General features: G+C 71.2%; 7 protein-coding genes and 1 riboswitch. Of the genes, 4 read left to right on the top strand and 3 right to left on the bottom strand.

The annotated features are described in order from the left end of the window. Nucleotides 1–253: 253 nt before the first annotated feature. Nucleotides 254–1639 (top strand): sugar porter family MFS transporter, encoded by a 1386-nt coding sequence (locus ACWED2_RS37895; protein WP_449695333.1) that lies wholly within the window; start codon nucleotides 254–256, stop codon nucleotides 1637–1639. A gap of 68 nt (nucleotides 1640–1707) precedes the next feature. On the opposite strand, the gene ACWED2_RS37890 is transcribed toward ACWED2_RS37895, so the two are convergent. After that, on the bottom strand, nucleotides 1708–2574 hold the full coding sequence (locus ACWED2_RS37890) for an LLM class F420-dependent oxidoreductase (protein WP_449695332.1): 867 nt from the start codon (nucleotides 2572–2574) through the stop codon (nucleotides 1708–1710). A gap of 260 nt (nucleotides 2575–2834) precedes the next feature. Further along, a riboswitch (S-adenosyl-L-homocysteine riboswitch) is annotated at nucleotides 2835–2913 on the top strand. A 14-nt stretch (nucleotides 2914–2927) separates the two neighbouring features. Here ACWED2_RS37890 and metH point away from each other — a divergent pair. Then, nucleotides 2928–6557: a methionine synthase gene (gene metH, locus ACWED2_RS37885; protein WP_449695331.1), complete on the top strand. Its 3630-nt coding sequence runs from the start codon at nucleotides 2928–2930 to the stop codon at nucleotides 6555–6557. Here the strand turns inward: metH and ACWED2_RS37880 are convergent. Next, nucleotides 6539–7690, bottom strand: a complete 1152-nt coding sequence (locus ACWED2_RS37880; protein WP_449695330.1) for an FAD-dependent monooxygenase — start codon at nucleotides 7688–7690, stop codon at nucleotides 6539–6541. The two genes, metH and ACWED2_RS37880, sit on opposite strands and share 19 nt — an antisense overlap. A 177-nt stretch (nucleotides 7691–7867) precedes the next feature. Further along, nucleotides 7868–9271, bottom strand: coding sequence for a hypothetical protein (locus ACWED2_RS37875; protein WP_449695329.1), 1404 nt, complete (start codon nucleotides 9269–9271; stop codon nucleotides 7868–7870). A gap of 277 nt (nucleotides 9272–9548) precedes the next feature. Between ACWED2_RS37875 and ACWED2_RS37870 the strand changes: the two genes are divergently transcribed. Then, entirely contained in the window at nucleotides 9549–12128 is a 2580-nt protein-coding gene (locus ACWED2_RS37870) for an AAA family ATPase (protein ID WP_449695328.1), read from the top strand. 46 nt (nucleotides 12129–12174) lie between these two features. Next, nucleotides 12175–12783 (top strand): hypothetical protein (locus tag ACWED2_RS37865; RefSeq protein ID WP_449695327.1); only part of this gene is annotated, 609 nt, incomplete at its 3' end.

Raw genomic sequence — 12783 nt, 5'->3', positions numbered from 1 at the left:
TCCACACTCTGGGAGCGCTTCCAGAGGGACGGTAAACCAGCGTTCGGAGCGTTGTAAAGCGTTCGACGATTTCGGTGATCGGTACCGTCCACAGTGGATTCTCGAAACGATGGCGCCGGATATGCCGGAATCACATACGTGAACGTCGATCAGGTTTCTGAATTGTTATCGGAAACCTTCTTGCCTGCCATTTTCCGGCGTGTGAGTGTGGTGGCCGCTGCTGGACCGGACCTACGGAAGAGGCGACCAGGCAATGACGCAAACCGCCCCGGCGCGGCACATCAGCCGGACCACTCTGTACTTCTTCGGCGCGCTCGGCGGCATCCTGTTCGGTTACGACCTGGGTGTCATCTCGGGGGTGCTCCCGTTCATCGGGAAACTGTGGGCGCTGACCAGCTGGGACAAGGGCGTGATCACCGCCAGCCTGTCGGTCGGCGCGATCGTCGGCGCGCTGTTCTCCAGCCGCACCAACGAAGCCCTCGGCCGGCGCCGCACGATCATGGTCGCCGCGGCCATCGTCATCGTGGGCACGCTGGCGGCGAGCTTCTCGCCGACGTTCCTGCTGCTGGTGCTCTCGCGCCTGGTCATCGGGCTCGGCATCGGCCTTTCGTCGTCGACCGTGCCGACGTACCTGTCCGAACTGGCCCCGGCGAAGTGGCGGGGCGCGATGGGCGCGCTCAACCAGATCTTCATCGTGCTGGGCATCCTGATCGCGTTCCTGGTCAGCTACTGGCTCGGGCCGAGTTCGGCGTGGCGCTGGATGTTCGCCGGCGCCATCGTGCCCGCGGTGGTCCTGCTCGTCGGCCTGGTGTTCCTGCCGGAGACGCCGCGGTGGCTGGTCAAGAACGGCCAGGAGGAAGAGGCCAGGCGGGTGCTGGCCAGCGCGCACGGCAGCACCGTGGACCTCGACGAGGAGATCGCGACCATCCATGAGGTCATCCGGCTCGACACCGAGGAGAAGCCGCGGATCCGCGACCTGTTCTCCGGGTTCGTGCGGCCGATGCTCGTCGTGGCCCTGCTGCTCGCGATCGGCCAGCAGTTCAGCGGCGTCAACGCGATCAACGCCTACTTCCCGACGATGCTCATCGGCCTCGGCTTCGCCACGCAGGCCGCGCTGCTGTCCGGCGTCCTGCTGGGCGTCACGAAGTTCCTGTTCACCGCGTGGGTCGTGTTCGTGGTGGACCGCTGGGGCCGCAAGCCGCTGCTGCTCATCGGCAACGTCATCATGGTGCTGACCCTGGTGGGGGCCGGCCTGGTGGTGCTGAACGTCCACGACACCGGCACGCGCGGCCTGCTGATGCTGGTGATGATGGTGCTCTACCTGGTCGGCTACGAGCTCGGCTGGGGCGCGGTCGTCTGGGTGATGATGTCGGAGGTGTTCCCGCTCAAGTACCGGGCCACCGGCATGGGTGTCAGCAGCGTGGTCCTGTGGGCGGCGACGGGGATCGTGAGCGCGGTGTTCCCGATCATCTCCGACCCGAAGTCCCTCGGCATCGGCGGCTCGATGTTCCTCTTCGCCGGGGTGAACGTGGTGCTGTTCGTGCTGACCAAGTGGCTGGTCCCGGAGACCAAGGGCCGCACGCTGGAGCAGATCGAGCTCGACCTGCGGGCGCGCCAGGGCGTGGCCGCCAAGAGCTGACCCCGGGGGGTCATCGCGGCACCGGAACGGCGGTCTGCCGCGGCTCGTCGTGAGTGGTGAGCCGGGTGTCAACCCGGCTTGCCACTCACGACCCGCAGCCCGAGCTTCCCGGCCAGCCGCCCGATCCAGGCCTCGACCTCGTCCGGCTCGCGGTCGGGCAGGCCGAAGATCGTTTCGGTCACGCCCAGGGAAGCCAGGTGCGCCAGGCGTTCCGGGTCCGGCCGTTCGCCGAGCGCGTAGATCAGCGGGGCGTCTTCGCGGCCTTCGTCGGCCCAGATTCCCTTGAGCAGGGCCACGTGCCCGTCCAGGTCGGTGTCGGCCGGGGTCGTCAGCCAGCCGTCCGCGTGCCGGGCGATCCAGCGGAACGTCTTCTCGGTCGGGCCCGCGCCGAGCACCACCGGGATGTGCGGCTGGACCGGCTTCGGCCACGCCCAGCTCGGCCCGAAGGAGACGAACTCCCCGTCGTAGGCGGCTTCCTCCTGCGTCCACAGTGCACTCATCGCCTCGAGGTACTCGCGCAGCGCGGTGCGGCGGCGGTTCCCGGGCACCCCGTGGTCGGTCAGCTCGTCGACGTTCCAGCCGAAGCCGGCGCCGAGGGTGACGCGGCCACCGGAGAGGTGGTCGAGGCTGGCGATCGTCTTGGCCAGCGTGATCGGGTCGCTCTCGACCGGCAGCGCGACGGCGGTGGACAGCCGGATCCGCTCGGTGACCGCGGCCGCCGTCGCCAAGGCGACCCACGGATCGAGTGTCCGGCTGTAGCGGTCGTCGGGCAGCGACGCGTCCCCGGTGCGCGGGTGCGGTGACTCGCGCTTCACCGGGATGTGGGTGTGTTCGGGGACGTAGAAGGTCGAGAACCCCGCGGCTTCCGCGGCGCGCGCCGCGGCCGCCGGGGTGATCCCCCGGTCGCTGGTGAACAGCACGATTCCGTAGTCCACCCGCGGAGCGTATTAGAACGTGTTTCAGTTTTCAAGCCGACGCGGCGCCACGCTTCGGGATCGGTCGGCTACCCTGGGTAGCCTTGAGGAGTGCTCGATGCCGGGCTGCCAAGCTCGGGACCGGTGGTGGACGGGCCGGCCGGCCGACGGAGGTGCAGGGTGACCTGGATGGTCCATTGTGGACGCACGCTGTCCCACTCAGTGGACGCGACGGCGGGGCGGGATGGCGTCCACCGGCCCGGTTCCGATACCGTGGACCACAGGTCGAGAGGCGCTGCAACGGACCACCGGGTCCGCCACGCTCGGCCGGGAATGACCAACCAAGGGCGCCTCCCGAACGAGGGAGGCTGCCGGTGAACACCCCGCACGAGTCCGAAGCAAGGTTGCGCGAGCTGCTCGGCCGGCGGGTGGCCGTGCTCGACGGCGCCTGGGGCACGATGCTGCAGGGCGCCGGGCTGACCCCGGCCGACTACCGCGGCGACCGCTTCGGCGAGCACACCCACGACGTCACCGGCGACCCCGACCTGCTGAACCTCACCCGCCCGGACGTCATCCTCGACGTCCACCGCCAGTACCTGGCCGCGGGCGCGGACATCACCACGACCAACACCTTCACCGCCACCAGCATCGGCCAGGCCGACTACGGGCTGCAGGCGTACGTCCACGAGATGAACGTCCGCGGCGCGCAGCTGGCCCGCCAGGCCGCCGACGAAGCCGGCGGCAAGTTCGTCGCCGGCTCGATCGGCCCGCTGAACGTCACGCTCAGCCTGTCGCCGAAGGTCGACGACCCGGCGTTCCGCGCGGTCACGTTCGAGCAGGTCAAGGCGGCCTACGCCGAGCAGATCGCCGGGCTCGCCGAGGGCGGCGCCGACCTGCTGCTGATCGAGACGATCTTCGACACGCTGAACTGCAAGGCCGCCATCGCCGCCGCGCGCGAGGTGGCGCCGCACCTGCCGCTGTGGATCTCCGTGACGATCGTCGACCTGAGCGGCCGGACGCTCTCGGGCCAGACCGTCGAGGCGTTCTGGAGCTCGATCGAGCACGCGAAACCGCTGGTCGTCGGGGTGAACTGCTCGCTCGGTGCGGAGGAGATGCGCCCGCACGTCGAGGAGCTCTCGCGGATCGCCGACACCTACGTCGCCTGCCACCCGAACGCCGGCCTGCCCAACGCGTTCGGCGGCTACGACCAGACCCCGGAGGAGACCGCCGGGCTGATCGGCGGGTTCGCCCGCGACGGCCTGGTCAACCTGGTCGGCGGCTGCTGCGGCACGACCCCCGGGCACATCGCGAAGATCGCCGCCGCCGCGAAGGGCCTCAGCCCGCGCGAGGTGCCCGCGCCGCGCACGCACACCCGCTTCAGCGGGCTCGAGCCGTTCGGCATCGGCGCCGACACCGGGTTCGTGATGATCGGCGAGCGCACCAACGTCACCGGCTCCAAGCGGTTCCGGCGGCTCATCGAGTCCGGCGACCACCAGGGTGCCGTCGACGTCGCGCTGGAGCAGGTCCGCGGCGGGGCCAACCTGCTCGACGTCAACATGGACGCCGACCTGCTCGACTCCGAGCAGGCGATGACGACGTTCCTCAACCTGATCGCCACCGAGCCCGAGGTCGCCCGGATCCCGGTGATGGTCGACAGCTCCAAGTGGAGCGTGCTCGAGGCCGGCCTGCGCTGCCTGCAGGGCAAGGGCGTGGTCAACTCGATCAGCCTCAAGGAAGGCGAGGAGCCGTTCCTCGCCCAGGCCCGCACGATCCGGAACTACGGCGCCGGCGTCGTCGTGATGGCGTTCGACGAGCAGGGCCAGGCCGACACCGCCGACCGCAAGGTCGAGATCTGCGCCCGCGCGTACGACCTGCTCACGCAGAAGGCCGGCTTCGCGGGCGAGGACATCATCTTCGACCCGAACGTCCTCGCCGTCGCCACCGGCATCGCCGAGCACAACGGCTACGCGAAGGCGTTCATCGACGCGCTGCCCCGGATCAAGGAGCGCTGCCCCGGCGTCCACATCAGCGGCGGCATCTCGAACCTCTCGTTCTCCTTCCGCGGCAACGACGTGGTCCGCGAGGCGATGCACTCGGCGTTCCTGTTCCACGCCATGCAGGTCGGCCTGGACATGGGCATCGTCAACGCCGGCCAGCTCGCCGTGTACGAGAACATCCCCAAGGACCTCCTCGAGCTGGTCGAGGACGTCCTCTTCGACCGCCGCGAAGACGCCACCGACCGGCTGGTGAGCTTCGCCGAGAACGTCAAGGGCAGCGGCACCAAGCGCGTCGTGGACCTCTCGTGGCGCGAAGGCACGGTCGGCGAACGCCTGTCCCACGCCCTGGTGCACGGCATCGTCGACTACATCGAGGAAGACACCGAAGAGGCGCGGCAGCAGATGGCGCGGCCCCTCGACGTCATCGAGGGCCCGCTGATGGACGGCATGAAGGTCGTCGGCGACCTGTTCGGCTCCGGCAAGATGTTCCTGCCGCAGGTGGTCAAGAGCGCGCGCGTGATGAAGCGGTCCGTCGCCTACCTCGAGCCGTTCATGGAGGCGGAGAAGGAGAAGGCGCGCCAGGAGGGCCGGCTGGCCTCGGCCGGCGGCCAGGGCAAGATCGTGCTCGCCACGGTCAAGGGCGACGTCCACGACATCGGCAAGAACATCGTCGGGGTCGTGCTCGGCTGCAACAACTACGAGGTCATCGACCTCGGCGTGATGGTGCCCGCCGGGAAGATCCTCGACACCGCGGTCACCGAAGGCGCCGACGCCGTCGGGCTGTCCGGGCTGATCACCCCGTCGCTGGACGAGATGGTCGCCGTCGCCACCGAGATGCAGCGGCGCGGCCTCAAGCTGCCGCTGCTGATCGGCGGCGCGACGACGTCCAAGCAGCACACCGCGGTCAAGATCGCGCCCGCCTACGACAACGCGACGGTCCACGTGCTGGACGCCTCCCGCGTGGTGGGCGTGGTGTCCGACCTGCTCGACCCGGACCGCTCGATCGCGCTCGCCGAGAAGAACCGGGCCGACCAGGAGGTGCTGCGCGAGCAGCACGCGAACAAGCAGCGCCGCCCGATGCTCACGCTCGAGCAGGCGCGGCTGAACCGCGAGCAGGTCGTGTTCGCCGACCTGCCGACACCGCTGTTCACCGGCACCCGCGTCGTCGAGCCGTCGATCACCGAGCTACGCGAGATGATCGACTGGCAGTTCCTGTTCCTCGCCTGGCAGCTCAAGGGCAAGTACCCGGCGATCCTGGAGCAGCCGGTCGCCCGCGAGCTGTTCGACGACGCCAACAAGCTGCTCGACCAGATCATCGCCGAAGGCGGCTTCACCGCGAAGGGCGCGTACGCGTTCTGGCCGGCGCACAGCGAGGGCGACGACATCCGGCTCGACGGCGAGTTCGCGCACGTCGGGTTCCCGATGCTGCGCCAGCAGACCGCCAAGCCGGAGGACCGCGCCAACCGCTGCCTCGCCGACTACATCGCCCCGGACGGCGACCACCTGGGCGGCTTCGCGGTCGCGATCCACGGTGCCGAAGATCTCGCCGCCCGCTACGAAGCCGAGCAGGACGACTACCGCGCGATCATGGTGAAGGCACTGGCCGACCGGCTTGCCGAGGCGTTCGCCGAGCACATCCACCTGCGGGCCCGGCGCGACTGGTTCGAGCCGGACGCCGAGCCGGTGCTGGCCGATCTGCACGCGGAGCGCTTCCGCGGCATCCGCCCGGCACTGGGCTACCCGGCCAGCCCGGACCACAGCCAGAAGCGCGAGCTGTTCGAGCTGCTGGAAGCGGACCGGCTCGGCATGGGCCTGACCGAGTCGTTCGCGATGACCCCGGCGGCGAGCGTGTCCGGGCTGATCTTCGCCCACCCGGACTCCCGCTACTTCACCGTCGGCCGGCTCGGCCTCGACCAGATCGAGGACTATGCCCGCCGCAAGGGCGTCGAGGTCGCCGAAGTCGAGCAGTGGCTGCGGCCCAACCTGGCCTACGACCCCGAGGCGTAGTCCGGCAGCTCGATGTCGGTGGCGAACCGGTCGGTCGCCTTGAGCAGCAGGCCGAGCAGGAAGCGGGACTTGAACGTCCAGTCCCGCAGCTTGATCCGCACCCGCGACGGCGGCGCGAGGAACGGGCCCGCGCTGCCGCGCTGCGAGACCTTGGCGTAGCCGCGCATCAGCTCCTCGTAGCGGGCGAACGCGGTCCGGTGGTCGCCGCCGGCCGCGCGGAGTTCCCCCGCGAGCACGTACGCGCCGACGACCGCCAGGCCGGTGCCGAAACCGCCGAGGGTGTTGCCGTAGGCGGCGTCGCCGAGCAGCACGACCCGGCCGCGCGAGTAGTGGTCGATCGTGACGCGGCTGAGCGAGTCGAGGTAGAAGTCGCGGGCCTGCGGGATCCGGGCCATCAGCTCCGGCACCCGCCAGCCGGCGCCCTGGTAGGCGTCCATCAGCAGCTGCCGCTGCTCGGCGGTGTCGGTGCGGTCGTAGCCGAGCTCGGGCGAGGCGAACACGAAGAACGCCGACGCCTTGGGCCCGCCGACGGCGGCCATCCGGCCGGGCTCGTTGTACATCTGCGCTTCGCCGCCGCCGAGCTCTTCACCCAGTTCGGCCAGCGCGTAGTGGTGGCCGAGGTACTGCACGTAGTCGCGTTCCGGGCCGAACACCAGCCGCCGGACGTTCGAGTGGATGCCGTCGGCGCCGACGACGAGGTCGAACCGGCGCGGGCTCGCGTGGGCGAAGGTGACGTCGACGCCGTCCGCGGTCTCGGTCAGCGACGTGATGGTGTCGCCGAAGAGGTGTTCGCAGTCCGTGTGGGCGGACAGGATTTCCGACAGCTCGCCGCGGCGGATTTCGATGTCGCCGCCGGTGAACTCCCCGGGGATCACCGCCTGCGGACGCCCGGCGGCGTCGACGATCGTCTGGTCCTGCCCGCCGGTCCGGCGGCGCAGGACCTCGTCGAGGATGCCCATGCGTTCGAGGACGGCCCGGTGGGTGGGGCCCTTGAAGTCGACGGCCTGGCCGCCGGGCCGCAGCGCCGGGGCGCGTTCGACGACGGTGACGGTGTATCCGTAGCGGGTCAGCCAAGAGGCGAGGGCGGGGCCGGCGATGCTCGCGCCGGAGATCAGGACGGTGCGGTTCTTCATGCCGCCGAGCTTCGCCAGGGCCGCTTACCGGTCCCTGGCGAAGCGCTGACGGTGGCCGCCAGTGATCGTCAGTGCTGGTCGCCGGTGCTCGTCGGCGTTCGGCGGCCGCGGGGGGCGCCCCCCGTTTTCCACGCTACCGGAGGGCACCGACAGTTTTGGATCTTCGCAGGTGGGCGGCTACTCGGTGGCGCCGTTGTTCGTCAGCAGCGTCTGGTACCAGCTGTCGTACGGGTGGTTGGTCGCCGGGTAGTTCGCCAGGGGAGTGGTGGCCTGGCTCGCGGAGTCGAAGTCCCAGCCGCGGACCAGCCGGCCCGCCTGCCGGGCCGAGGTGATGAACGACGATTCCGTCGCGGGCGCGGCGTAGAAGAGCGCGCCCTCCTGGAGTTCGGCGCTGTCGCCCTTCTGGAACTCGTCGAAGGCGACCTGCCGGTAGCGGATCCGGTCACCGGCGATCCGGTCGGTGTCGATACGCAGGGTCTGTGCCGAGGTCGGGCCGTCCGCACCGGTCCACACGAACACGGCACGGCCGGCAGTGCTGGCCACATCCTTGGCGAACCGCGCGTCGGACGTCTTCGCGTTGCCGGTCCACGTCACCGTGGTGCCCGCGAGCGCGCCGTCCCAGGCCCAGTTCTGGCTGTTGTTCTGGCTCTTGTGGATCTCCCGCAGGTGCGTCGCGTCGGTGAAGTCGACGGTCGGCAGGACGCCGTTGTCGTACTGGTGGCTTGCCTGCCAGGTGATCTCGCCGTCGGCGCCGAGCGTGCCGACGTGGTACCAGAGCGTGGCGGCACCTTCCGACTGGTGCACCTCGACGAGGTCGCCGTTGTTGTTGAGGGCGACGGCCGGCGTCTGGCCGTTGTCGTACTTCCCGTGCCGCAGCCAGGTGACCCGCCCGTCGGCGCCGTAGGTGCCGGTCCAGTACCAGAGCCCGCCGGCCCCGGAGTCGTGCACCTCGACGACCTGGCCGCGGCCGTTCAGCGCGACGGCCGGGTGGTAGCCGACGTCCCGCTTGTACTCGGTGCGCGACCCGCCGTCACCGGACAGCAGCGGCAGCACGCGCCCGCGCAGCGCATCGACGTCCGGCTGGGCCGCCGGGTAGTCCTGCGCGCGCAGCAGCCGGCTGCCGAACACCGACTCGAGCTCCTGGTTCAGCGCGGTCAGGTTGCCCGCGGCGAACGAGGGGTTGTCGGTCAGGTCGTCCTTGAGGTCCAGCATGACGACGATCGGCGCGGCGGCCGGGTGCTGCGCGGACCAGGAGTTCACCACGGCCAGCCAGTCGCGGAGGTCGTTCGACGCCGGGTTGCCGCCGCCGTGGTCGACGAGGTTGCCGGGCGAGTCGTGCCCGACGGCGTAGTCGTGCGTCGTCGCGTAGCCGTTGTCGTGCACGTCGAGTTCCAGGAATCGCACGCCGTGGTCGAGCTGGTAGGCGAGGGAGTTCTTGGCGCCGTCGACGTTCCCCGAATAGCTGTTGTGGGTCGCGCGGAACACCGACGCGGGGAACGGCGCGCTCGCGGCGTGGGCCGTTCCGGCCGTCAGTGCGGAGGCGGTGAGTACGGCGGTGGCGAGTGCGGGCAGTCGGCGCATCCTCGGGTCCTCACGTCGGGGAACGGGTGCGCCCATCCTGGCCGCTCCGGCGAGGCGTTGTCCTGAATTCCGCGAAAACGGTTGATCACGGCGTCCGCCGAACAGCCGGGAAATGCTCACGAAATCGCAGATCAAGTGTCTGCTATGTCGGTTTTGTCGTGCCGCTTGGCGATTTATGCCAAATCCTTGTGCGGATTCGGTACTTCGCGGGCTCCGGCATTGTCATTATCCCAACACAGCTGTGCGTGGACGACAGGCGGGTGGGGAGGCAGTGGGGGTGGCGAACGACTGGCCACTGGTCGGCCGCGAACGCGAACTGGCGTTCGCGCGCCGGGCGCTGGCCGACGCCGAGGTGTGCGGCCTGCTGCTGACCGGCCGCGCCGGCGTCGGCAAGACCCGGCTGGCCAAGGTACTGCTGGCCGAGCTGGCCGAAAGCGGGGCGCGCACGCACTGGGTGCGCGCGATGTCGTCCGCTTCGACGATCCCGTTCGGCGCCTTCGCCCACCTCCTGCCCGGCACCGCGGACGGCACGGCGGATCGCGCCCACCGGCTCAACCAGGTCGCCGGTCACCTCACCCGCGGCGCGGAGGGGCGCCGGCTGGTGCTCTGCGTCGACGACGCGCACCTGCTCGACGGCCTTTCCGCGACCCTCGTGCACCAGCTGGCCGCGACCGCGTCGGCGTTCGTCGTGGTGATCGCGCCGCACGGGGTCAGCGTGCCCGACCCGGTGTTCGCGATGTGGAAGGACCGCGTCGCCGAGCGGCTCGACGTCGGCGAGCTGACCCGGCCGCAGACCACCGAGCTGATCACCGCGGCCCTGGGCGGCCGGCTCGAGGACGGCGCGGAGCACCGGCTGTGGCACCTGACCCTCGGCAACCCGCTGTTCCTGCGCGAGCTCGTCCAGGGCGGTCTCGACAGCGGCGCGCTGACGGCCACCGACGGCGTGTGGCGGTGGAGCGGCGCGCTGAGCGCGACCCCGCGGCTGGTCGAGCTGATCGAAACCCGCACCGACCGCGTCGACGCCGACGAACGGCGCCTGCTGGAGCTGCTGGCCTTCGGGGAGGAGCTGGGCTGCGAACCCCTGCTGCGGCTCGGCGCCGCGCGCGTGCTGGCGTCGGCCGAGCAGGCCGGGCTCGTCGTGTCGGAGCGCACCGGGCGGCGGCTGAACGTCCGCCTCGCGCACCCTCTCTACGCCGAGGTGATCCGGCGGCGGACGTCGCCGCTGCGGCAGCGCGACACCTACCGCATCCTCGCCCACACCCTGGACCTGACCGGCGCCCGGCGCGCCGAGGACAAGCCGCGGCTGGTGCGCTGGCGGCTGGCCGCCGGCCTGCCGACCGACCCGCAGCTCGTCCGGGCGGCGGCGGAGACGTTGCTGCGCAAGGACTTTCCGCAGGCCGAGCGGCTGGCCGCGGAAGCCGTCCGGCTGGGCGGCGGGTTCGCCGCGAAGTTCCTGCTGGCCCAGGTCCGGATCGCGGGGGGACGGCACGCCGACGCCGACGCGCTGCTGGGGGAGCTGGCCGGCGAAACGGTGTCCGACGTCCAGCACGCGCGCGTCGCCGGGACGCGGGCCCGGAACCTGGCGTTCGGCCTGAACCGCTTCGCCGACGCCGAAGCGGTGCTGGACACGGCCGAGACGGCGGTGTCCGGCACGGCCGACGACCTCGTGGTCGCCCGGGCGGCCCTGCGCGCGGCGGCGGGCGCGGCGCGCGCGGCCCTGGACCTGCTCGGCCCGGTGCTGGACCGCAACCACCGCGGTGACGAGCTCCGCCTCGGGGCCCTCGTGGTCGCGGCCGGGGCGCTGGCCGAGTCCGGGCGCACCGAGGCGTGCCTCGGCGTGGTCGAAGAGGGACTGGCGATCGCGGCGTCCGGTGCTTCTGTGCCGGGGTGCCGGGTCCGGCTGGAGCACGCCCGGATCGTCGCGCTCTGCCGGGCGGGCCGCCTGGAGGAAGCCGAAGACCTGGCGGGCGAGGACTACCGGGACGCGGTCCGCGACCGCTGGGGCCCGGCACTGGCGAGCGCGGCGGCGTCCCTCGGCACGGTCGCGCTCGCGTACGGCAACGTGCGGGCGGCGATCCGCCGGCTGGGGGAAGCCCTGGCCGTGGACGGACACGACCAGCCGTACGAATTCCGCCCCGCGGTGACGGCGGCGTGGGCCCGGGCTTCGGCGATGGCGGGGCGAGCCGAGGACGTGGACGTGCCCGGCCCCCTCGGCACCTGGGCCGGCGCCTGGGCGGCGGCGGCCCGGGGCGAGCTGACCCGGGCCGCTTCACTGGCGGCCGAGGCGGCGGCCGCCGCGGAGTCGGCGGGCCGGGCGGCGGTCGCGGCGGAGATCCGGCACGACCGGGTCCGCTTCGGCGTGCCCGAGTTCTCGTCGGACCTGGACGGGCCGCTGGTGTCGCGGTACGCCGCCCACGCGCGAGCGCTGTCCACTTCGGACGCGGCCGGGCTGGACGACGTCGCCTCGGCGTTCGCCGGCCTCGGCGCCCGGCTGCTGGCGGCGGAGGTGGCGGCGGAAGCGGCCCGGGCCCACCGGACGGCGGGCAAGCTGGGCAGCGCGGTCGGTTCGGCCCAGCGGGCCCAGGCGTGGCTCGCGTCCTGTGCGGACGCCGCGACGCCGGCGCTGGCGCTGCTGGACACCCCGCTCGACCTGACGGTCCGCGAGCTGGAGATCGCCCGCCTGGTGGCCACGGGCCTGACGAGCCGGGCCGTCGCCGACCGCCTCGTGGTGTCGGTCCGGACGGTGGACAACGTGCTGCACGGTGTTTACGCGAAGCTGGGTATTTCCGGCCGGCGGGAGCTCGCTTCGGTGGTGGGGCAGCCGGAGCCGGGGAGTAGCCCGGGCGACGGCCCGTAGGTAACCGGCCGGGGGCGGCGCCGGGAAGCCGAGTAGGTCGCTACTCATGACCCGGGCGTCCGGTGAATCGACACTGGATGACAACGGAGGGGCACGGGCTTCACCGATCCGAATGTCAGGAGTGCACACGATGACGACTTCATCGGGCGACGTTTTCCAGAACGAGCAGGGCACCGGCGGCGCCGGCGGCAACCAGTTCAACGAGCAGGCTTCGACGGGGGGTGGCGGGAACATCTTCCAGAACGAGCAGGGCTCGGGTGGTGCCGGGGGGAACCAGTTCAACGAGCAGGCCTCCACGGGCGGTCGCGGTGGCGACATCTTCCAGAACGAACAAGGCGCCGGCCGCGGCGGCAACCAGTTCAACGAGCAGGCGTCGGCCGGCCACCACGGTGACGTGTTCCAGAACGAGCAGGGCTCCGGCGGCGCCGGTGGCAACCAGTTCAACGAGCAGGCCTCCACGGGCGGCGGCGTCGGTGACATCTTCCAGAACCAGCAGGGTTCGGGTGGTCACGGTGGGAACCAGTTCAACGAGCAGGCTTCAACCGGTGGCCGTGGTGGCGACATCTTCCAGAACCAGCAGGGTTCGGGTGGTCACGGTGGGAACCAGTTCAACGAGCAGGCTTCAACCGGTGGCCGTGGTGGCGACATCTTCCAC

The organism is Amycolatopsis sp. NPDC005003 (assembly GCF_053600695.1).
Note: the sequence above shows the minus strand (reverse complement) of the source record. Positions and strands in the feature narration are given on the sequence as shown.